The 21,248-nt window shown below is 39.4% G+C and carries 19 protein-coding genes and 1 riboswitch; of the genes, 12 read left to right on the forward strand and 7 right to left on the reverse strand.

Annotated elements, in window-relative coordinates; all coding sequences use genetic code 11:
• Window positions 1–15 precede the first annotated feature (15 nt).
• A complete protein-coding gene (locus tag CH377_RS17800) occupies window positions 16–915 on the reverse strand; it encodes a porin OmpL1 (protein WP_100725087.1) in 900 nt (299 codons plus the stop codon).
• Between the two features lie 342 nt (window positions 916–1,257).
• A riboswitch (TPP riboswitch) is annotated at window positions 1,258–1,350 on the forward strand.
• 115 nt (window positions 1,351–1,465) lie between these two features.
• Here CH377_RS17800 and thiC point away from each other — a divergent pair.
• Together thiC and CH377_RS17810 are read left to right on the forward strand one after the other, a co-directional pair.
• Window positions 1,466–3,055, forward strand: a complete 1,590-nt coding sequence (thiC, locus tag CH377_RS17805) for a phosphomethylpyrimidine synthase ThiC (protein WP_100725088.1) — start codon at window positions 1,466–1,468, stop codon at window positions 3,053–3,055.
• A 51-nt stretch (window positions 3,056–3,106) separates the two neighbouring features.
• A complete protein-coding gene (locus CH377_RS17810) occupies window positions 3,107–3,877 on the forward strand; it encodes a hypothetical protein (RefSeq protein ID WP_243402127.1) in 771 nt (256 codons plus the stop codon).
• 54 nt (window positions 3,878–3,931) lie between these two features.
• Here the strand turns inward: CH377_RS17810 and CH377_RS17815 are convergent, their stop codons facing one another.
• Window positions 3,932–4,141 carry a hypothetical protein gene (locus CH377_RS17815; RefSeq protein ID WP_100725108.1) on the reverse strand — a complete coding sequence of 70 codons (210 nt, stop codon included), beginning with the start codon at window positions 4,139–4,141 and terminating at the stop codon, window positions 3,932–3,934.
• Window positions 4,142–4,504: 363 nt separating this feature from the next.
• Between CH377_RS17815 and CH377_RS17820 the strand changes: the two genes are divergently transcribed.
• Together CH377_RS17820 and CH377_RS17825 are read left to right on the forward strand one after the other, a co-directional pair.
• On the forward strand, window positions 4,505–5,422 hold the full coding sequence (locus CH377_RS17820) for a class 1 isoprenoid biosynthesis enzyme (protein ID WP_207797673.1): 918 nt from the start codon (window positions 4,505–4,507) through the stop codon (window positions 5,420–5,422).
• Window positions 5,415–6,509 carry a S26 family signal peptidase gene (locus CH377_RS17825; RefSeq protein WP_100725090.1) on the forward strand — a complete coding sequence of 365 codons (1,095 nt, stop codon included), beginning with the start codon at window positions 5,415–5,417 and terminating at the stop codon, window positions 6,507–6,509. The genes CH377_RS17820 and CH377_RS17825 overlap by 8 nt, the downstream gene beginning before the upstream one ends.
• On the opposite strand, the gene CH377_RS17830 is transcribed toward CH377_RS17825, so the two are convergent.
• The 3 genes from CH377_RS17830 to CH377_RS17840 form a co-directional block, all read right to left on the reverse strand.
• Window positions 6,510–8,639: a PP2C family protein-serine/threonine phosphatase gene (locus CH377_RS17830; protein WP_100725091.1), complete on the reverse strand. Its 2,130-nt coding sequence runs from the start codon at window positions 8,637–8,639 to the stop codon at window positions 6,510–6,512.
• Between the two features lie 63 nt (window positions 8,640–8,702).
• Entirely contained in the window at window positions 8,703–9,593 is an 891-nt protein-coding gene (locus CH377_RS17835; protein WP_100725092.1) for a formylglycine-generating enzyme family protein, read from the reverse strand.
• A 63-nt stretch (window positions 9,594–9,656) separates the two neighbouring features.
• Window positions 9,657–10,814 carry a hypothetical protein gene (locus CH377_RS17840; protein ID WP_100725093.1) on the reverse strand — a complete coding sequence of 386 codons (1,158 nt, stop codon included), beginning with the start codon at window positions 10,812–10,814 and terminating at the stop codon, window positions 9,657–9,659.
• Between the two features lie 210 nt (window positions 10,815–11,024).
• Between CH377_RS17840 and CH377_RS17845 the strand changes: the two genes are divergently transcribed.
• The 4 genes from CH377_RS17845 to CH377_RS17860 all read left to right on the forward strand — a co-directional run bounded on the left by CH377_RS17845 (window position 11,025) and on the right by CH377_RS17860 (window position 14,575).
• Entirely contained in the window at window positions 11,025–11,474 is a 450-nt protein-coding gene (locus CH377_RS17845; RefSeq protein WP_100725094.1) for a DUF2147 domain-containing protein, read from the forward strand.
• A gap of 59 nt (window positions 11,475–11,533) precedes the next feature.
• Entirely contained in the window at window positions 11,534–11,983 is a 450-nt protein-coding gene (locus CH377_RS17850) for a DUF2147 domain-containing protein (RefSeq protein ID WP_100725095.1), read from the forward strand.
• A 143-nt stretch (window positions 11,984–12,126) separates the two neighbouring features.
• A complete protein-coding gene (locus tag CH377_RS17855) occupies window positions 12,127–13,641 on the forward strand; it encodes a M14 family zinc carboxypeptidase (RefSeq protein WP_100725096.1) in 1,515 nt (504 codons plus the stop codon).
• Window positions 13,642–13,645: 4 nt separating this feature from the next.
• Window positions 13,646–14,575, forward strand: a complete 930-nt coding sequence (locus tag CH377_RS17860) for a DMT family transporter (protein ID WP_100725097.1) — start codon at window positions 13,646–13,648, stop codon at window positions 14,573–14,575.
• On the opposite strand, the gene CH377_RS17865 is transcribed toward CH377_RS17860, so the two are convergent.
• Window positions 14,572–15,495: a hypothetical protein gene (locus CH377_RS17865; RefSeq protein ID WP_100725098.1), complete on the reverse strand. Its 924-nt coding sequence runs from the start codon at window positions 15,493–15,495 to the stop codon at window positions 14,572–14,574. The genes CH377_RS17860 and CH377_RS17865 overlap by 4 nt on opposite strands.
• A gap of 70 nt (window positions 15,496–15,565) precedes the next feature.
• Between CH377_RS17865 and CH377_RS17870 the strand changes: the two genes are divergently transcribed.
• Together CH377_RS17870 and CH377_RS17875 are read left to right on the forward strand one after the other, a co-directional pair.
• Window positions 15,566–16,684, forward strand: a complete 1,119-nt coding sequence (locus tag CH377_RS17870; protein ID WP_100725099.1) for a hypothetical protein — start codon at window positions 15,566–15,568, stop codon at window positions 16,682–16,684.
• Window positions 16,685–16,780: 96 nt separating this feature from the next.
• Entirely contained in the window at window positions 16,781–18,355 is a 1,575-nt protein-coding gene (locus tag CH377_RS17875) for a methyl-accepting chemotaxis protein (protein WP_100725100.1), read from the forward strand.
• 84 nt (window positions 18,356–18,439) lie between these two features.
• On the opposite strand, the gene CH377_RS17880 is transcribed toward CH377_RS17875, so the two are convergent.
• Window positions 18,440–18,880 carry a carboxymuconolactone decarboxylase family protein gene (locus CH377_RS17880; RefSeq protein WP_100725101.1) on the reverse strand — a complete coding sequence of 147 codons (441 nt, stop codon included), beginning with the start codon at window positions 18,878–18,880 and terminating at the stop codon, window positions 18,440–18,442.
• 317 nt (window positions 18,881–19,197) lie between these two features.
• Between CH377_RS17880 and CH377_RS17885 the strand changes: the two genes are divergently transcribed.
• A complete protein-coding gene (locus CH377_RS17885; RefSeq protein ID WP_100725102.1) occupies window positions 19,198–19,902 on the forward strand; it encodes a DNA-3-methyladenine glycosylase I in 705 nt (234 codons plus the stop codon).
• Window positions 19,903–20,085: 183 nt separating this feature from the next.
• The gene (locus tag CH377_RS17890; protein ID WP_100725103.1) at window positions 20,086–20,712 is read left to right on the forward strand and encodes a hypothetical protein; all 627 of its coding nucleotides are present in this window, start codon (window positions 20,086–20,088) and stop codon (window positions 20,710–20,712) included.
• The last annotated feature ends 536 nt before the right edge of the window (window positions 20,713–21,248 follow it).

Below are 21,248 nucleotides of genomic sequence, written 5' to 3' on the forward strand. Positions count from 1 at the left end.
ACAAAAATCTAAGAATTAGATCTCGTGTTTGTATCCGAATCTGTACTGGTTTCCACCAAGAACTTGAGGATAAGCAACGGAAGGTGCTAAACCTTGCGCTCCACCTTGTGATCTTGGGTGACCGATACCATATTTGAAGGAGAAAAGAGTTTCAACTTCCATATACAGAGAGCCTTTATCGGAAATTTTAGTTTGAGCTCCGAGTAACCAGTTTGGAGCAACTCCAGAAACTTGGAAGGTTGTTTTTTCGTAGTTCGCAGCTGGATCGGTTCCGTCAGCAACGAGTCCTAATAAAGTACTTGGAACTGATGGTCCAAGACCTGCTAAAAAATCATGGACAGCGCTTAATCTGTTATTTCCTGCTAAACTCCATCCACCATTGAAGTAGTGAACCCCTGCTCCGATGTAGAAGGATGTATCTTCAGTAACAGACATTTTGATACCTACGTTTACTGGAACTTGAACTGCATGGTAGTCCCAAGTAATATCGTAGAAACTTTGTCCTGCGAATTTTGCAGTAGTATCTCCACCCATAACTTTACGAGTGTAGTGTGCATTTACTCTCCAGAAGAAAGCTTTTCCGAAATCTTGCTCATATCCTAAGGAAAGAACAAGACCTGTCATTGCGCCGCTGGTTTTAGCGCTGATCAGTCCGTTTGTAGTGTGCTGTAAGCTTAACAAACGGTTTTCAGGGATGATTGCACGACGAGGAAGAACTCCTGTTGTAGTTCCTTTGGAATCGACAGTTGCATAATTTCCAGATGCATCCAAACCGTCAGTTGCAATTGTATCGCCCAATGATCCAAGGTCAAATTGAAGACCGAGGCCTCCAGTGATGTAAGACTTTGCGCTTAAGCCGAATGAAGAACAAAGTACGGCGAAAACTAGCAAAGCTTTCGTGATGTTACGAACCATTTAAATAGCTCCTTAAACTTTTCGTATAGTAGAGTGGTTTTTCACCTGGACCATTTATGTCTATAGCTGGGCCCAAGCATTGGACAGGACAATAGCGATGCGGACCTGGGTGTCAAACAGATATTCCGTATAAAATAAAAAAGTCCGTTATAAGGGATTTTATTTTGAACATTTGTTGTAAAAAATAAACATTCACTTCCTCTTCCGAGCGACTCTTAACATGTGTTCGTTTATTTTGATTTTATAAACTTTGATAAAAATCAGTGAATTTTCTATCACGAATTCGAGTGAAGAGTTTAGGAAAAACTCCTTGCAAGACTAGAATTTAGGAATCCAATGGAGAAGAACCGTTGGGGGTGGGACCAAAAGTCTCTGAGAGAGTCCCCGGAACCTGATCAGGATAATGCCTGCGAAGGGAAACGGAAAAAAACAAACGCCCGAGATCCAGGTCCGCGAAAGATTATAAATTTCGCATGGACTTCTTCCTGCGTCCTTTTTCTTTTCCTTATATTTCAGATTCCGGAATTTTCCCCGACATGGGAGAAACACTATGGAATCCAATCAAACTACTACTCCATTCGAAATTCCTCGAAAAGAGATACGCTTAAGCAACGGATCCGTTTACAGCGCTTATACTACAGAAGGTCCTTGGAAAGACGGATGGAATCCTACCGATTGGAAGGCAGGAATCCCGAAACTGAGGCAAGAATGGATCAATAAGCGGGTTTCGGGTCCTTCTCCGGTCCAAAATCATTCTCAAATGTATTTCGCAAAACAGGGATTGATAACCGAAGAAATGAAATATGTGGCACTTAGAGAAGGAATGGATCCTGAATTTGTAAGAAGTGAGATCGCAAGAGGAAGAGCGATCATTCCTTCTAACAAAAATCATCCGGAACTGGAACCGATGATCATAGGCAAAAACTTCCTGGTGAAAATTAACGCAAATATTGGTAATTCTGCTCTTTCTTCTTCTATTGAAGAAGAAGTGGAGAAACTTCGCTGGTCCATCAAATGGGGAGCTGATACAGTGATGGATCTTTCCACGGGAAAAAATATTCACGAGACCAGAGAATGGATCATTCGTAATTCTCCTGTCCCGATAGGTACTGTTCCTATCTATCAGGCCTTGGAAAAAGTAAAAGGTAAGGCGGAGAATTTAAGTCTTTCCGTATTTTTAGAAACCTTGGAAGAGCAGGCGGAGCAAGGAGTGGATTATTTTACCATTCACTCTGGAGTTCTTCTCAGATATATTCCTCTAACTTCTAAAAGAGTAACAGGTATTGTTTCCAGAGGTGGGTCCATTATTGCAAAATGGTGTTTGGCTCATCATCAGGAAAATTTCCTATACACGGGCTTTGAAGAGATCTGCAAAGTAATGAAAAAATACGGGGTTTCTTTCTCCTTGGGTGACGGTTTACGTCCTGGAAGTATTGCAGATGCAAACGATGAGGCTCAATTCTCAGAATTAAGGACCTTGGGAGAACTTACCCAGATCGCTTGGAAAGAGGATATCCAAGTAATGATAGAAGGTCCAGGACATGTTCCTTTGGACAAGATCAAGGAGAATGTCGACTTGCAGATGGAAATTTGTAAGGAAGCCCCATTCTATACATTAGGGCCTCTAGTGACTGATATTGCACCTGGTTATGATCATATCACTTCTGCGATCGGCGCTGCGATGATCGGTTGGCATGGAACCGCGATGCTTTGTTATGTAACTCCAAAGGAACATTTGGGGCTTCCTGATAAAGAAGATGTAAAACAAGGAGTGATCGCTTATAAGATCGCAGCTCATGCGGCCGATCTTGCAAAGGGACATCCTGGTGCAAAAGAAAGGGACGATCTATTGAGTAAGGCAAGATTCGAATTCAGATGGGACGATCAGTTTGCACTTTCTTTGGATCCTGATACTGCTCAGTCTTTTCATGACGAAACACTTCCTCAGGATAGAATGAAAACTGCACATTTCTGTTCTATGTGCGGGCCTCATTTCTGCTCCATGCATTTGACCCAGGAACTTAGAAAATATGCGGAAGAGAAGGGTATTTCCGACGAGAAAGCCTTAGAAGAAGGATTTAAAGAAAAATCGGAAGAATTTTTAAATAAAGGTGGAACTGTCTACGTCTCCTCCGAGTAGCTTGACCTTTCCAAAGAAATTTGGAATCTTGGATCGGCTTAACGGATTCGTATGAAACAAAACCTCGTTCAAAAATTTATAGTCCGCTTCGCGGGCTTTAGGAGCTTTGCGACTATTTTCGTATTCTTCTTACTGTGTGCAACTGGGACTTTTGCTCAAGGGAGCAATGATCTTGCTCCTGTTCCAGGCGAACTGGAACAGGCCGGTAGAAGAAGTTCCAGAAAATTTTTTATCGGTGGTTTTACCGCAAACGGCTTGAGTTGGTTCGGTTCAGGAATCCAATTTTCTTCTAAATTGGCTGCTTCTGTACAATGGCAAGAGCAAAGAATGATCCAAAGATTTGATTTGGATCTAAATGGTGTTCAATCCGATCTTTCAGGAATATTCACTCTTACAAATTCGGAAAAGATCCAAAGACAATTGGCGCTTCAAATGGAATGGTTTCCTTTTTCCGGTCCGTATTATTTTGCAGCGGGCGGAGGATTGGAAACTTATTCAGAAAAACAAAGAAAGACAGAAACCTATTTTCCGGGTGGAAATTATAAGGACTATGCTTGGAATATTTCCCAGCAAAAACTTTTTCTTTCTGCGGGTGCAGGTTTTAGATATATTTTCACTTCTGGATTTTTTATTCATGTAGGAGGAAATATTCTATTCTATCCGGAAAGAGGCACTCATGAGCAAAGAGGTTCCTATAATACCAATACAAATTGGGATTATAGACAATTACAAAAAGATTGGCAAGAACCTGAGAAGGAAGCTAGGTCTCATCAGAATCCGTACGGAGCTCAATTACAGATCTTATTTGGGATAGCGATCTAAAATTTTCCACCCGACTTCCGTGGTCGTAGCAATAGGCAGGGCCATTATAAAATTTTAATGTAGGGGAGAAGGACCCGGGTCGCCTATGTGACCTGGCATGGTCCGAAATGTTTCAATCACCTTGGAGCATTCCCAAGTAGAAACATCATATCCTATGGTTTGGAACCAATCTTGTAAAAAATTAGGATCTTCTTTTTGAACGCTGAGCATGAATTGAGGATGATTTGCTTTTTCTGTATGAATAAAATCTAAAAAAGTTCTCAAACTATTTTCCGCCGATTTCAGGAGAGTCCGGATGAAATTTAAAATCTGCAAGAATAATATTTGGCAGATTGCGGAATCTGTATTCCGATTTTATAATCTTCCAGGGGGCTTAATCATAATCGATAGAGGGCATAACGTATGTTTTGGGGGCTTCTCCTTTAATAAAGAGACATAATTCGATAATGAATGCAACGTTCGAAAACGGCTTACCTTCATTGGGGTAAATCCTGTTATCAAATTTTAAAATACTAAAATGGAATATTGTTTCCGAAAAGAATCATCAAAAAACCTTATTTATCACAAAAATTTCCTATAAGAAATTAAATAAATGGTAAAAAAAAGAAAATTCTCCAATATGTGGCCATGCAAAGGCTTGATTTCGGTCTTTCGGATAACCCCGGAGAGGCGGAGGGATTCTGCAAATTACTGAATCGTTCTGCTTTAAGTATTTGTTATGGATTGCCAATTTCCCTTAGGACTGAGGCGGTATTATTCTTATATAAATATTCCCAAAACAGCGTAACGGAAGGATTTAATTTTTTAAGAAAGTATTATAGTCCAAGTTACTCTATTCTGTATTGGATCAATGAATCTGCACATGCTTTGCCTTGGGAAAATCCTTGGCTGACTTTACTTTTGGAATCGCATTCTTCTGCGTTATTGCTTCATTCCCTTGATGATCATTTGACCGACGGTTCTTTAAGAGCAAATCATATCATTCTACAACTTAGGACCGAGGCTTGGACCAGATACGCACAATCCAGCAAATTATTCGGCAAAGAAGTGCATGACGGTGTTTTGATTGCAGACGAATTCATTGATAGATATTTCAAATCTATAGTCGATCTAGGAATTGCAGAAAGTTTAGAGGCTCATCTTTCCAGATTTCGTTCTCAAATGGGGATTTGGTCTTTGCAGCCTTATTTACTTGCCAGATCTTTTTTCTCCAAGGACCAGGCGGAACTTGTGAGAAAAATGTATGAATCCTTTGGCGTGGCTTGGAGACTTTTGGATGATTACCAGGATTTGAATGAAGATTTAGAAAATGAAGATATTTCTTCGATGATCTATTTTCTCCCGGAAGACAAAAGGCAAGACTGGAAAAGGGATAAAAAGCAGGAAATTTTAGGACTTTTAGAAGATGTCCAATTAGAAAGACAAATCTCAGATCTGATCAATTCCTATTTAAATGATGCCTCAAAACTCGCAGATGATCTACATTTACCTAAATATTCAAATTCTTTGCTTTCTTTAAAAATTACGGAACCGAGCCGTGCCTGAATCATTTAAGGAGAGATTATTCTCTTATTTTAATGTTTTTTCTCAGGTGAGGTTCACTCTTTCTTTTATATTAAATTTGTTTTTACCTCCGGTTGGGTTTTTAGTCTTAAAAGATATCCGCTCTTCCGTTTTTTTAGCTTCGATAGTTTATCTTTCTCCTATTTTAATTCTTTCTATTTTTCGATTTTTTGGCGGCGGGTTTTTATCTTATTTAATCTTTTGGATTTCTATATTAGGGATATTTTCTTATCCTTTTTTGTTAATTTACTTCACTCGCAAAAGTTATCTCGAATATGAAGAAGAGAAAAATTTCTTCTTATTCTTTCCTTACGGGAAAATTTACATATTTGCAAGTTTTATGATATTCTCTCTGGCGATTTTTTTCTTTGGTACTAAGCTTATTCGGGAATTTTGGATCGATGTTTATGAGATAAGAACGGATGTTATGGAGCCGAATTTTCAGCGAGGGGATTTGGTTTTGGTCCAAAAATCGGGTTTTGAACTCAAAAGGGGAGAGCCTATCTTAAAAAGAACGGAAGAGAATGGGTTGGTCCCTTCTCGGATTATTGGTTTGCCTCGTGATACTGTTTCATACAAATATTCGGAGGAAAATCTTCCCGCATTGACCGAAATTTTTGTGAATGGGATCCCGATCCGCGCGGGAGAATTTAATCGTGATTTTGTAAATCTGGGAGAGAATGGAGAAAGAACAAATCTGAATCATTCTCTGGATGAAACCAACTTAGGAAAAACTTATAAAACAGTTTATTCGAAAGGAAGTCCTCAATCGGTTTTGTCTTTGTTTCAATATTTCCCATTTAAGGTAATCACATTGGGAAATGATCAGTATGTTGCCTTGGAGGACAATCGCACCTATGGGATAGTTCCTATCTTCTATCCTCCATTAGAAAAAAAGGATATAGTCGGAAAAATTTCCATCAGGATCTTTTCCATCAATTGGAGGGATTTATCATGCAGAGAATTGGAAGAAGAATCTATCCCTCTTTCCGAACATCCTGAATGTGATCTAGGGCCTTTTCAGAAATTCAAAAAAGCTCAAATCCGTTGGAAGAATATAGGAAACTAATTAACCTAAATATTCCACTACTAATAAGGCCATATCGTCTTGGTTTTGGAATTCCCCTTGAAACGCCTGGACCCCGTATATCACTGAATCGCAGAGATCCTCAGGAAGTTGATCTGAATTTTTCCTAAGCAAATCGGACAAACGATCTTCTCCGAAAAATTCTCCTTCCGTATTTCTGGAATCAGGAATTCCATCCGTGTACAATACTACTTTATCTCCAGGTTGTAAATCTACTGATTCTGTTTGGTAAGTAGTCGGAATTGCCTCATATATCGCGACTCCCTTGGGTCTGTAAAATTCTACAACTCCACCTTTTCTTAAAATAAGACATTCTGGGTGTCCTGCATTTGCGATCAATGTTTTGCCGGATCTCAGATCCACAGTCACTAATGTAGCAGTAATAAAATGTCCGTCCAATTTTCCTTCGAATTGATTACGAATATGTAATAGAAGAGAAGATGGATCTTGGAGAAGGATAGACCAATCTCCAAGAGTCATTTTTAACATAGAGGCTAAAAGTGCCGCAGAAACTCCATGGCCAGTCACGTCTCCGATGAACATTCCCAAGGAACTTGTAGAAGGATCATAGATCACATCCAATAGGTCTCCGCCAATCTCCATCATCGGTTTGTATCTGTATGAGATCCTTGCATTCGGTATTATAGGAAGTTCTCTGGGCAGAAGTGCATTCTGGATCTTTCCTGCGATGGAAAGATCTTTTGCTAAAATTCTTCCTTTTTGTACAAGTTCCGCTTTTTGGAGTTCTATAATTTTAGTTCTTTCTTCTACCTTTGTTTCTAAGGATTCATTTAAGGATTTTAATTTGCCTTCCGATTTCTCTAATGCTCTGAATACTTCCGCATATCTTTTGGCAAGAGCTAAGCTGAATAATAATGTTAGACCTAAGAAACTTTCGTTTACCCAAGGTTGAGCCTGGCCGAATCCTGCAAAACTCATCACTGTATAAAATGAAGATACTGCGACAAGTATCAAGCCTGTCACTACCCATCTAAAAGATAAAATACTACTCCATCTATACCTGAAGAATATATACAGAGTATTCATATAAAAGAATACTAATATGACTAAAAATATATGGAAGGCGATTTTTCCGAAATATTGATGTCCTCCTGTGATCCCATACTCCAAAGGAGGCCAGATGGTCAGAAGTATAAAAAGAAACTGCAATATTCTTCCTGGGATATTTCTGGGAGCTTGGAAAATCCCTATCGTAAATTCATAAAATAAGATAGGGAGAAATGCTCCGAGAGAATATCCGAAAATCACCCAGGTCCAAGGAGAATCCACTATGTATTGGAACCAGCCTTCATAAGCCGGATACCAGATCGCTAAGGATAAGTTTAAAAGAGAAAAAGAGAGATTAAATTTATCTTGAGGTCTTCGGATATATATGAACGCAAAAAAGAAGAAGGAAAAAAACTCTAGAGAGCTGAATAACAAAACCCTAAGAGCTTTTACCAGATATACAGTTTGTATCTCTGAAAAACTGCCTACTACGGGATTTTCCATCATATTCCTTGGGCCGTTAAAAGGAAATAATTGTAGTGCAAGAGTAATATCTTCGTTTTGGATAGGGATGACTACAATCCTGGGTTTCGAAGAATCTTCCGATTCTCCTGGCACGATTATCTGTTCTTTACCTTCGGATTTTACTCCCAGATAACAACCTGAAGGGCAGAAAGGTATATAAGCAGAAAGTAATATATCAAGGTCGTTCTTGCTTCTTTTTATAGAATGAAAGAATACTAACGACGAGTCCTTTCTTTTAGGGTTATAGTTCGAGATATTAGAAGGCGCGGCTATGAAAGATTCTATTTTATCGTCCGCATCGTGGGCTTCAGAAGTCTGGGACAAACTCTTGTAAGAATTTTGACCGGAAGGATTTTCAGAATTTTGTCCTGGTAAAACCGGAAAATGTCCGTGGAAAAAATTTCCAGGAGGGAGTTCGGAAAACGCCCAATTAGAAATTATATATGGACTTTTATCTTGTTCCCAATTTGTGGATGGGGCCTCTATTCCTGTGATTGGTGTAGGTCCTGAAGGTCCACATCCCAGTAGGAGGACCAACAAGATAGAAACGATAGGTTCCTTTAGATTTTTTGTTTTCATTTCGCATGACCATTTTTGGCTTCTTACGTTTGTTTATAAGAGTGCTGTACGTTGTATAGCTTTTTAACCTGCGTCCTTCGCGCAACGGAACCCAAAATGATGGTATTCGGGAAAATTTTGAGGAACATGTGCTCTTCTTTTGGAACCTCTTGCATAACTTGAGGGCCACCACCAGGATCCACCTTTTAAGGTTTTTTTATCAAAGCCGGGACAGTTATCTTCCCCTTCGCAAGGTCCTTTCGGATCTTTTCCGTTACATGCTTCTCCGCATACTTTGTAATTTTCGGAGTACCAGTCTTGGACCCATTCCCAGGAATTGCCCGCCATATCGAATAATCCGTACACTCCAGCAGGTCTACTTCCTACAGGTGCGGTTGGCATTAAATTCGGAGGATTGATTTTTTTATATACACAACCTTTTCTTTCATCTTCTTCGATGACGGCTAACTTACAGTTTGCAGGTTTATTTCCCCACGGAAATAAATTTCCTTTTGGACCTCTGGCGGCCTTCTCCCATTCTGCTTCCGTTGGAAGTCTTTTGCCTACCCATTCACAGTATTCTTTTGCAGTATACCAACTCACACCTAAAACAGGTTGTTTAGGTTTTAGGTATAGATCACCATAAGCCGGACCTATATAATCGCAGGTTCCGTTATACAAACAATCTTTGCAGGAACCTTCTTCTATACATTTGCTAAAGTCCTCGTTTGTGACTTCGTAAAGATCTATGAAGAAGTCGCTGAGATAAATTTTCTGTTCGGGCGCCTCGTCCGGGTCGTGGGTGTTACTTCCGCGGATAAAATATCCCTCTGGAATACATTGCATTCCTTTGATCTTTTTTCCGTAGCAAGGTTTGTTCGGGTCAGGAGATCCCAGAACATGAGGAGCAATCAGGAAGATTATGGATAAAAATAAAATGATAAAATGGATCGGACGAAAGGAGTATGAGTTCATCAAACCTGGAAGAATCCTTTACCAAGAGGATTCGACCAGGTAGGTTCTTATGCAAGAGAAATTTTAGAGAATAAAAAGTGGAACGCTACAAGAGGAAAAGTCCAGATTTCCCTGATCAGTGGAATTATTTCCGTCTGAATCAGTCACTGTGTAAACATAATAGCCTGAGCCGCCGGAGAAGGAGACAGTTCCTGTCCCTGTCAGATCTCCACTTAGGGTAAAGGATACTTTTCCTGCTCTAGGAAGACAATCTACGTATTTCCATTTCACCGGCTCATCTACAGAAACAGTTAATGTGAAATTTTTCTCAACATGTACTACTTGTAAAGAACCCGCACTCCAGAGACGATACCAGGATAAAGGATTAGAGTCGCTTCTGTCTGCACCGTACTGTAGAGAACTCAAGGAAGATACCTGGTGAGAAAAGATAAGGTCCGATCCGGAGTAACCTTCTCTCAATACGGAAACGTCTTGTGAATAAGAAGAAATTCCGGGAGCAGCTCCAGTGAGAATATTATTCCAAGTTAAAGAGTATGCTTGGTTAGTTGTTGGAGTTCCTGCTCCATAAGAAAGTGGTGAGCCTGTTCCAGTTACTTTTACTGAAATTCCTTGGGATGAATTTTGAATGGTACGATTCACTCCAATTTTCAGATTCGTACCGTTTTGTACGAATGGAGAAGAGCCAGAAAGATTACTCCAGATATTTTCAGTTAGCCCATCAATTGTCCAATTGCTGAAAGGTAAAAATTTACAATTCCCGAATTCTTTAGAAACTAGGAAAGAAGAAGAAGGATCATTCCCATTCAAAATGTAATCCAAGAAATCATAAGCATTTGTATCTGTGGAGGCAACTTGTCTGGAATAATTTCCTCCGCCCCAACAGTTGAATGAAAAATTATAAGCTTCTAATTCTCCGAAATCGGGTCCTTTATTCCAAAGTCGATGTCCTAACGAACTGAGTCTTTCCGGCCAAGTGATTTGATTTCCGCGGATTGCAACAGATGCACCTTCTCCACTTAAACCTTCCATAGAACCTGATACTGGATCCATTGCTGAGGTTAAGGCCTCAGCGATTTGGTCCCTATTTGTAAGTAAAGATAACGCGATCAAATCGTTTGTTTTGGAACCTTTCTCTCCTGGAGAGCAATAAAATAGGAAAAATACAGAGATGAGAGTGGAGAAAAATACTCTTAAATAGGGGAGAAAAGGATTCGAAAACATAATAAATACTCTGAGAAAACAGGTTAAAACCGGATTCTCTTATAATTTAACCTATGAGACTACATGTTTTTGCGTAAAACTCTATTTCTTCCCTGTAAAATTCGGGGTTTTTGAGCAAAAAAAATGGTTCAAAGAATAGTTTGCTTGCTAGGTTCCAAAGAAGACTAAATATAACCGATTTCAATAGAAACGTTAAGGGGTTAATCAAAAATGAAAAAATCACTCGTTTTGTTTGTCGTTTTGGCGGCGTTTTTAGTAGGCGAATCTACATTTGCTGACGCGCTTCCAGTTGTCGGAAAATGGAAAACCATTGATGACGAAGACGGTAAAGAAAAGTCCGTAGTAGAGCTTTACGAACAAGGTGGCAAAATTTACGGAAAGATTGCTAGCTTAAGAGATCCTTTGGATAAAGATGGTAAGCCGAAAGTTTGTACCAAATGTGAAGGTGCAGATAAAGACAAACCTGTTATCGGTCTTGTTATCATCAAAGGTTTGAGCCTGGACGATGACGAATATTCCGGCGGAACCATTATGGATCCGAATAACGGCAAAACATATAAATGTAAATTAAAAGCCACTGATGGTGGTGCTAAATTGAACGTTAGAGGGTTCATCGGTTTTTCTTTGATCGGTAGAACTCAGACTTGGCTTAAAAAATAAAATTCCAAGCAGCGGGGAGATTTCTCCCCGTTTTATTTCTATTTTAACGAGGTGATTTGATGAAGAGAACTGGCGTAATATTCTTATTCGTATTATTCTTTGCTGGAGCATTCAGTCTTTCTGCAGATCCTGCCCCTGTTACAGGAGTATGGAGAACATTCAACGACGCAGGGACTAAAGAAGAATCCACAGTTGAGATCTATGAAAAGGACGGAAAAATTTTCGGAAAAATTTTAAGCCTGATAGATCCAAACGATAAGGATGGAAAACCTGCTCGTTGTACCGAATGTGACGGACCTGAAAAAGATAAACCTATCTTAGGAATGGTTATCATCAAAGGACTGGGAGCTGACGGAGACAAATGGACTGGCGGACGTATCTTAGATCCAAATGACGGAACATGGTATAAATGTAGCCTAAAGGCAACCGAGGGCGGAAAAAAATTAGAAGTCCGCGGTTATATAGGATTCTCTTTGATTGGTCGTTCCCAATTCTGGCAGAAAAAATAATCTAAAGATCTTTTTCGATTCGGGGAAGGGCCCGCGCCTTTTCCCGATTTTCGGATGTTTCCTTCCTCGCGTAAGTTTTATAAATATTCCTTTCGCACTGAATTCTTTCTTTTCTTTCCGATTCGCTTTCCGAAATTTAAACTGTGACGGGCTTCCTTCGGGTCTTTCTACTCAGCTTTTTATTTTATACGTATCTAGTTTCCTGTTCTATTCTCAGGGAAACTATTCCTTCTAGGCCATTAAACGACGGATCTATCTCTATTCTTCTAAAAATCGATAAAAATGCCAGAGAAGAATTTGAGAAGGTCACTTCTTGGGAAGTTCCTTATACATTTATAGAAAAGGATCATAGTTATGCAGTGATCCAAAGGGACAAATTAAAAGCCTACGGTTTTCCTAAAGAAGGGATCAATATCGCAAAGGGGATGCCTTTTAAATATTATTCAGGAAATTACCAGGACTCCTTATCGGAATCCATTTTTGCATTAGCGGACATCAAAAAAGGTTATAAGGACAATATATTAAATTCTCATTATCTGTTTTGGGTGCATCGTCTTTTTCCTAAATATTCCCAATATAAAATAATCGGAAAATCGGCAAGAGGAAGAGAGATCCCAGCCATCTTACTGACTGATACGAATATTCCAGACGAAGATAAAATTTCGGTTCTATTCAATTGTGCTCATCATTCGAACGAGGTTGTTTCAGTAGAACATTGTTACGATGTGATCTACGAACTTTTAGCTAATAAGAAAAAATATAGCGATATTTTTGCGAAGTTAAAGATCTGGGTGGTTCCAATTGTGAATCCGGATGGCTCTCGTGTGTTTTGGCATGAGAATATGTCCATGGGGAGAAAGAACGGATATCCTGGTTGGGGACAAATCACTGAAAAAGATAACCCGGGAGTGGATATAAATCGGAATTATCCATTCTTTTGGGGAAAAACAAAATCGAACCAAACTTCTTCCGTATCCAATAGTGTATTTTTTAGAGGACCTTTTGCGGGCTCGGAGCCTGAGACACAGGCGATGATGAATTTAGCGGAGAAGGAGAGGTTTGCCGCTTCTATCAGTTATCATGCGTTTGCGAATTGTATTTTAGTTCCATATACGATAGATGGGACTTCTAATCCGGAGCCTGACTTCGCTTGGAGTTTGGGTAAAAGAATTGCTTCTTCCGTCGAAAGTAAAAATCCGAATCATAATTTCAGTGCTAAGAAAAATATATACGGTGTGGATGGAGTCGACCAAGATTATTATTTCTTTAAGTACGGAACTCTTGCCTATTTAATAGAATCTTCTCACTTGAATCCGCCGTATTCGGATGTTCCTAAAATTATAGAATCCTTGAGGCCTGCTTGGACAATTCTTTTGGAAGAAATAGCGGATGGAAGTAAACTCTACTTCAAGATCAAAGACGAGCATGGAAGTCCATTAGTAGCAAATATCAAATTTGATAAGGTTCTTTTTTATCATGGAGAAATTAGGACTTCTCGGAAAGAAGACGGAATGTTCTTCCAATCCTTTCCCGGAATACGCGGTATTAAGTTGAAAGTTGAAAAAGAGGGATATGAAACAGTCAACTGGGAAGGAACAACTTGGAGATCCTGGAAGGCAGTGGATATAGTTTTAAGGAAAAAAACTCCGGCCCAATAAGATCATGACAAGATATAAAAACGAGGCCGCCTTAATATTTTGCACTTTGATCTGGGGCGGGACATTCTCCGCTACAAAACTAAGTTTAGTTTCTATTTCTTCCTGTTTATTCATAGGGATCCGGTTTGCGATCGCAACATTCGTTTTTGTAATTTATATTCTTCTTAAGAACAGAAAGAATCCAGTATCTTATCCAGATTGGAAGACAAATAAACCTCTATACTTCTTAGCATTTTTATTGGGCTTCTGGATGTTCATGGGATTTGCATTCGAGACAGTCGGTTTAAAATACACAACCGCTACTAAGTCCGGATTCTTGACGGGGACCTTGGTGGTCATCACTCCTATTTTACAAACTTTATTTTTAAAACGTATGCCCAGCTCGGGAAATTTACTAGGAGTGATCGTAGTAATGTTCGGTCTATTCTTTCTTTCCGCGGAATCGGTGGGAGAAGATCATAAATTAGTAATATCGTATCATTTGGGAGACATTCTCACCTTAGGTGGCGCGTTTTTCTTTTCTTTATACATTATCTATGTGGATAAGGCGAGTAAGTCCTGTCCTTTGGACATTCTTCTTTTATCCCAGACTTTAGTGACTAGCGTATTTGCTTTTATTTTAGCATTCATTTTAGACTGGACCGAGTTTGAACCTTTGTTTATTAAAATGGACGATAGAGTAATGCCTGCATTGTTTTATAACGGTTTGATCTCATCCGTCGGAACTACGTTCTTGCAGACAAAATACCAAAAAGGAATCTCCCCTACAAGAGCCGGACTGATCTTTTCTTTAGAGCCGGTTTTCTCCGCGATCCTTGCCTATTTTACTTTAGAAGAAAGATTGGACGCAACCGGTTTGATCGGATGTAGTTTAGTGCTCACTGGCGTTCTATTGGCTGAACTATTAGGTAGAGAAAAAAATTTTAGATCTTAATTTTGTTGGATCGGGTTTTCGGAACTTAAATCCTGAGTAGGAATAGGTATTTTTGCTTTGATCGCCGCATCTCTAGTTTTGGGATCCAATCTAAAAAGCCTTTTGATTGCGATATCTTGCCAATAACGAGATCGATTTTCTTTGATAAATCTTTTTAGAAAGTGGATCTCAGCTCCTTTTGCGTTAACTTCTTCTTTTCCATAAAATTTATTTTTGAGATCAGAAACAAAATCCGGATGATCTTGAAGATAAGAATTCAGATTTGTTAGCGCATAAGTACCTGTATAAGGGCCGCCGAAAGATAGATTTAGACCGTTCGGATGGGCAATAAAATTTCCTATGAAGCGGATCTCCAATCCTCCAGGATTAGAGAATGAAAATTTAGGTTTTTCTAATGGGTCATACTCTATCGGAATAGAATTGGAGTGAAGAACGGTATACGTATGCGTCTGCACGTGTCCATATTTGTTCACAGTTGTATAAGTGTGAGTGGTCGTATAAGTGTAAGAAGCGCTATCTAAGATCAGCGGTTGGTTTTGTGGAAGTCGAGTAACTACAAAATATTTAGGGACACCTGCTTCCGATTTTCCTAACTGTAATTTTTGAACCCATAAAAATCTGTAATTTCCATCTCCTTCCATCTCTTTGCCCTGATCTTCTAAATTGGTCCTTAGAGTGTTGCCTGAAATAGAAGAGATATGAGTTTCTTTGGGGATGGATTCTTCTAAGCCCGAGAATATCCCGTTTGAGATACCGCCCTTGGCAACGATTAGTCCGAAAGCGACTAAACCTTCTTCCCCGGGAACAGGCTCCTCCAATACCGGAAATGTTTTTAAACAATTTAAGTATAAGAAGGATATAACAATTAAAAGTAAGGATCTAAATCTCCAGTCCATTGATTCCATCTTAAATGATAGCATTACTTATTCAATCCGTTTTGTTAGTTGACTCAGATAGGATTGATGGAAGCAATATTATTCTTTATATTACATGAAGCGAAACATCCAGACAAAATTTTATTTCTTACTTTTAGTCTTCATTTTATTTCCAATCTCTAATTTCGCTTCTCCTGCAAAGGCGGATTTGGATGAGGATGTTCTAAAAGAAATCAGAGATCATTACGATTCCGGACAAAAAACAAACAAGTTTGATCGAGACTTAGGTATTCCTAAAAGTCCTAAGGCCAGATTTTTTTCCATTCAGCCTGGAGGAAGTTACGATTTTATTTCCGATTTGGATATTAGTGGTAGAGGAGCATCTGCTGCTATGACTACAGAGTCTCAAAGGCCGAATTTCTTTTTTGATATCAGAAGTAAAGATTACAAGATAAACGAGGCATTTGGATTTCAGATTCTGTTCCATTCCGCCAGAAAAGAATTCGATAAACAAGTTTATTCTGTACCTGCTCCTGATGCAGGTTCTTCTTCCAGTTCGAGTTCCTCTTCTTCCGGAAGTAGTAATTCTGATAAGAATGATAAAAATACTGTGACAGCGGATTTAGGAACTAACGTAAAAGTAGATTATAATTATATAATACCCACATTTTATTGGGGAAATCCTGAAGTGGACGGGTTTCGTATGGGGTTTGGTTTCGGACTAGCGGATATGAGAATGAGAGGGAATGTGGACTTTCGTGATCCTGGGCAGACGATCGGGAGAATGTATGGGGCAATGGGAGACAGAGATACTTTTCTGAACACACTTAGTTTTATACAATTGAGTTCCGGATTGGTGGATCTGAGAAGAGGGGATCCGATATTCAATTATCTTTTAGTGAATTTAAGCCAAGGGAATAATTTAGAATTAATGGGAGCTTATCTTGCTAGCCAAGGAACTCATTTTTCTACGGATATAATATCACTTTTAGTTTATGCGAACTTGCAGGATAAATACAATCCTCTTGAATTGCTGGCTTTGAGCGCATTATCCAGAACTAGCATCAATGCAAAGGACAAACAAGTTTTTGCTTACATGATCTATGTAGAAACCCCTAAATTCGGCTTTGTAAAAGCCAGGTTAAGTTGGCATGGACCGTTGTTTAAAGATTCAGGATATACGATCCATATGAGCACGCTCGAACTTGCGTTGATGGTCCCGATCGACTTTTAATTCTTCTAATTTAGATCTGCGTAATATCCCTGCTTGACACTCGGTCGATTTGAAGCGATTTTGGGCCAAAAACTAAAACCGCCTAACCGAGGAATAATGAATAGAAATTTGGAATTGGAACGCCAAGGGGAAGTTGCCGCAAATTATCTACGGATTTTTTTAACTATAGTTTTTATTTTTGGAACCGCATTCGGATTGGTTTGGAAAAGCGGGATCCAAGCGGTTTTAGGTTATTATATTGGCGGGATTGTAGCATATTCCTTCATTATCTTCTTTTCTATTTTTGTAATGAAGTTTTTCGGCTACAAACCTTGGCTGAAATACGCCACTGTGTTCATGGAATTTATCGGTTATGCGATCGTGCAGGCTGGATATTTTGGTACAGAAGACCAGTGGAAACCGAACGGTATTTTGAGCCCGGCTAACTACGGGATCTATTTTTTAATTTTAGCGGGGACCATTTTCAGGTTCAATCCCAGATTTACTTTTATTACTTCAACTGTCCTTGCGATTCAATTCACTGCGATGGCAATGGCGCTTACCATTCTAAATCCTCAACTTCTCACTATGGGTTATGACGGAATGATCCGTTTGAGATCTCCTCTGGTAATTTTGATGGGAGTATTCTTATTCGCATTCGGAGTTACTATTTCTTACGCGACAAAGTTTGTGAGAAGATTGGTAGAAGAAGCGCAAAACGCAGAAGAGAGAGCCATCCGGAATTATACTTCTGCGAAGGAAATTTTGTTTAGTTCGGAAACTGTGGCGGAAGAACTTCGCAAATCTTTAATAGATGTGGAAGATGTTGCCAGAGCGAACGAGGATAGCAGCCGAGATCTAGCGAGCATGGTGGAAGAAACATCTGCCACTCTGGAACAAATGGGAGCAAGTATAGAATCTATCGCAAAAATGGCGGAGCAACAGGACGAATTTGGAGACGATACTTCTACTTCTATAGACAAATGGAAGGACCAAATGGTCAGAGTTTTCGAGGCAGTATCGTTTGCTAGAAGTTTGGGAGAAGGTTCGGCGGCCACCGCGATAGAAGGGGAGGGCACAGTCCGAGTCGCTTTGGATGTATTTTCTCAATTCAAAGGTACTGTCCAAGAAGTGAGTAAGATCTTAGGAGTAATCCAAGATCTTGCAGGAAAAACAAATTTACTTTCATTGAACGCCGCTATCGAAGCGGCAAGAGCTGGAGAGGCAGGAAAAGGATTCTCAGTAGTAGCAGAAGAGGTAAGTAAACTTGCGGATTCTTCTTCTCGAAATGCAAAAGAGATCGTAAAACAGATTGGCGCTTTGGGAGAAGCTTCCGACACAAGTTCCGAAAAATTCGGAGAATTGGTCCAAGCATTCCGTGAATTGACTTCGGGGATCGGTTCTATAGGGGATGCGCTTGCTCAGGTGGGAGATTCTGTAGACAAACAAAAAAGCCTTTCTACAGAAGTGGAAGATAAGAACAAACATATCCGCGATCTTTCTAAAGAGATGAAAAATTCTACATTAGAACAATCGAATGGTGCAAAGCAGATCTTGAACGGGATAGAATATCTGAGTAGAAGATCCATGGAAATGTCCGAGATCACGGAAAAACTCAGAACAAGTTTAGAAAGATTAAAAGTTACTTCTCAATCTTTGACAAAAACATTAGAAGCGACTAAGTTAGAATAGAAAGGCCCTGCTGATAATTTCATACGTCCTTCGATCGAAAAAAAGATCTAAAGGCACGTATGAAGTTGCAAAAAGAATTCTGCTTTAGTTCGGAGCGGTCATCCCTGTAGAAATTGCGATCCGGTTCCAGGAATTTATCGTATTAATCACAACGATCAATGCGATAAATTCTTTTTCCTCAAACTGAGCCCTCACTCTTGTATATAGATCATCCGGAACTCCATGTTCTGAAATTTTAGTCACATACTCCGTTAATTCCAAGGCGACTCTTTCTTTTTCTGAATAATAGGGAGCTTCTCTCCAAGCATTTAAAAGATAGATCCTTCTTTCTTCTTCTCCTGATTTTCTAGCGTCCACAGTGTGCATATTAATACAAAAAGCACACCCGTTGATCTGAGAAGCACGGATTTTGATTAACTCGTAAAGTTTGGTGTCTATTCCTGAACCTTTGGCAAAGTTTTCCATCTCCATCATTTTTTCCAAAACTTGCGGATAAACTTTGGCGTAATTGAATCTTGTGTTCATCTGTTTCCTCTTTTAAAGGAAAGACGCTCGAAGTCGGAAGATGTGACAGAGATGAGGGATTTTTTTAAAAAGGCCCCGCCCTCTTTGGGTGGGGGCCGGTGCGGTGGTACCCGCAAGTAACAAAAAATCCCGTAGCATATTTCTTTTATCTACACAACCATATTTTGAGTACCCGACTCATGTTGGAATTCCAACAAATGAAGATTCATTCTGCGCATAAGGCAGAGAAGGTTTTGGATTTTTCCGTTGTTATGTAAATTCGTACTTTTCACCGGTATTTTATTTTGCGATCTTATCGTTTATGTTTAGGAGTATGAATGAACTCTTTTGACAAAATTCAAAAGCGAGCGGCTAAAAGAAAAGGTGGAGAGAAGGTATTGCAGTCCCTTCTTCCCAAAGTAAGTCCTAAAAATAAGCTGAGTCGTCTCTCCGATGATCGAGTGCTTAGTGAAATGGCTAAGCGGGTCTTCTCTGCCGGCTTTGTTTGGAAAGTTGTAGAAAATAAATGGCCAGGCTTCGAAGAAGCATTCTTGGGATTTGATCCTGCAAAATTACTTAAACAGCCGAATCGGTTTTGGGATGCCTTAGGATCGAATGAAAAGATCATACGTAATGCGCAAAAGATCGTATCGGTGAGAAAGAATGCTCAGTTTGTAGTGGAGATTGCTCGGGAACACGGTAGTTTCGGAAAATTTCTGGCGGATTGGCCTATCCAGGATCAGATCGGACTTTTGGATTTTCTTTCCAAACACGGCTCCAGATTAGGCGGAAATACCGGGCAATATTTTTTACGTTTTATCGGAAGAGATTCTTTTATTTTATCTTCCGATGTTATATTATGTTTACGTGATGTAGGTATTCCTTTGTCTTCAACGGCAAAATCCAAAAAAGATCTGTCAGCAATCCAAAAACAATTCAATATTTGGGCCGAGGAAACGGGCCTATCATATACTCACTTGTCCCGTATTTGTGCATTTTCGATAGGCGAAAACTATTCTACAGAAATGGAGGAAGAGTTTTGATACGGAGATAGATTTCGTCTTCTTAAGGAAAATCCGTGAGAAGTTATACCCTTTTAGTATTTCTACTAAGGAATGGAAAAGTTCCTAGTAGAAGCCGATCTTGTTCCCTGAACCCACCCATGTTAGAATCCCGGTTGGTTTAAACTAAAAAAGTTTTTTACTGTATTCTTCAAGGATCTATATATGAAAATTTACGCTCTCGGGTTATTTCTCTCTCTTATAATATTCATCAATTGTGAAGGCTCATCATCAGATGATCAAAATGCAGCTCTCGCCTTACTCGGCGGGAATTGTGTGGCTGTGCCTAAAACGCTCAGAAAACATGATGGTGTTTCGACTATATCTACTTATCAATGTTCAGCGTCAGGATTAGTATATACCTGCGAAGCATCCGGAGTTTCTTATGTAAGAACATATATATCTGCGAATGCTGCTAAGTTAGGGTTATTTGATCCACCTGAATCAGCTATGCCGATTTCTCAAAGAGGATTGGCAAGCCATAAGCTAATGACGCCAATGGGATCTGTGGGACAACATTATACGTATATTTATGATTCTTCTCAAAGAATAGTATCTCGGAAGAATGAAATGAGTTCCGGCACAGAATCTTTTAACGATTATGATGCGAATGGATTTCCGAAGAACGGAGGCACATATAGTTATAATTATGCAAGCGGAGGGACTCGTCCGACTGAGATCGCGGATGCAGGTACTATAACCGAATATAATTCCAAGGGTTGGGTTACCAAGGAAGATAGTAGCTCGGATAGATTTTATGAAAGCACAGGTACATTAGAAATTTGTGATTGATCTCTTCTGAAAGATTTGCATAAAAATTTTTCAGACATCTTATGGGGGAAGCCGAATATTGTATTTGTAAGAACTTTCGGCTTTTTCCTAAACGAATCCGGGCTATCGGCATTTTCTGCAGTGCAAACGAGATTCTTTTCTCTCTTCTTTCTTCGTTTTTCTCTTAAAAAAATAGGAAAGATAATCCACGTTTTTCCTTGACCGGCCAGCTCAATTCCCTACATTGGTTTTTACGGCCTTTTCCGTATGGGAAATCGTCGGCAAAGCCAAACGAGTTAAAAAGACGGAAGATCCTCTTCCTTCAAAAAGAAAAACTCGCTGAGGCAAATAATCAGTTCTTTAACAACAAATATAACTGCGAATGAGAAATTAAAATTTTTTATTAGCTGAGATTGTTTCATGGTGATGAGTTCGCCATGATTATGATAATCTCGAACACTAAGAAAACAAATTAGAGCTACTCTCATTCTACAATAATATATCGAAAGATGCAGCCCTTTCTAACGGCATTCCAAAGAAACTTTTGGAAGTTAGAG

The organism is Leptospira haakeii, assembly GCF_002812045.1.
In the GTDB taxonomy this organism is placed as follows: Bacteria; Spirochaetota; Leptospiria; order Leptospirales; family Leptospiraceae; genus Leptospira_B; species Leptospira_B haakeii.

What these genes read in the sequence shown, in the direction of transcription:
- CH377_RS17800 (WP_100725087.1), bottom strand. Translation starts at nt 915, where the DNA reads ATGGTTCGTAACATCACGAAAGCTTTGCTAGTTTTCGCCGTACTTTGT.
- thiC (WP_100725088.1), top strand. Translation starts at nt 1,466, where the DNA reads ATGGAATCCAATCAAACTACTACTCCATTCGAAATTCCTCGAAAAGAG.
- CH377_RS17810 (WP_243402127.1), top strand. Translation starts at nt 3,107, where the DNA reads ATGAAACAAAACCTCGTTCAAAAATTTATAGTCCGCTTCGCGGGCTTT.
- CH377_RS17820 (WP_207797673.1), top strand. Translation starts at nt 4,505, where the DNA reads ATGCAAAGGCTTGATTTCGGTCTTTCGGATAACCCCGGAGAGGCGGAG.
- CH377_RS17830 (WP_100725091.1), bottom strand. Translation starts at nt 8,639, where the DNA reads ATGAAAACAAAAAATCTAAAGGAACCTATCGTTTCTATCTTGTTGGTC.
- CH377_RS17835 (WP_100725092.1), bottom strand. Translation starts at nt 9,593, where the DNA reads ATGAACTCATACTCCTTTCGTCCGATCCATTTTATCATTTTATTTTTA.
- CH377_RS17840 (WP_100725093.1), bottom strand. Translation starts at nt 10,814, where the DNA reads ATGTTTTCGAATCCTTTTCTCCCCTATTTAAGAGTATTTTTCTCCACT.
- CH377_RS17845 (WP_100725094.1), top strand. Translation starts at nt 11,025, where the DNA reads ATGAAAAAATCACTCGTTTTGTTTGTCGTTTTGGCGGCGTTTTTAGTA.
- CH377_RS17850 (WP_100725095.1), top strand. Translation starts at nt 11,534, where the DNA reads ATGAAGAGAACTGGCGTAATATTCTTATTCGTATTATTCTTTGCTGGA.
- CH377_RS17860 (WP_100725097.1), top strand. Translation starts at nt 13,646, where the DNA reads ATGACAAGATATAAAAACGAGGCCGCCTTAATATTTTGCACTTTGATC.
- CH377_RS17865 (WP_100725098.1), bottom strand. Translation starts at nt 15,495, where the DNA reads ATGCTATCATTTAAGATGGAATCAATGGACTGGAGATTTAGATCCTTA.
- CH377_RS17870 (WP_100725099.1), top strand. Translation starts at nt 15,566, where the DNA reads ATGAAGCGAAACATCCAGACAAAATTTTATTTCTTACTTTTAGTCTTC.
- CH377_RS17875 (WP_100725100.1), top strand. Translation starts at nt 16,781, where the DNA reads ATGAATAGAAATTTGGAATTGGAACGCCAAGGGGAAGTTGCCGCAAAT.
- CH377_RS17880 (WP_100725101.1), bottom strand. Translation starts at nt 18,880, where the DNA reads ATGAACACAAGATTCAATTACGCCAAAGTTTATCCGCAAGTTTTGGAA.
- CH377_RS17885 (WP_100725102.1), top strand. Translation starts at nt 19,198, where the DNA reads ATGAACTCTTTTGACAAAATTCAAAAGCGAGCGGCTAAAAGAAAAGGT.
- CH377_RS17890 (WP_100725103.1), top strand. Translation starts at nt 20,086, where the DNA reads ATGAAAATTTACGCTCTCGGGTTATTTCTCTCTCTTATAATATTCATC.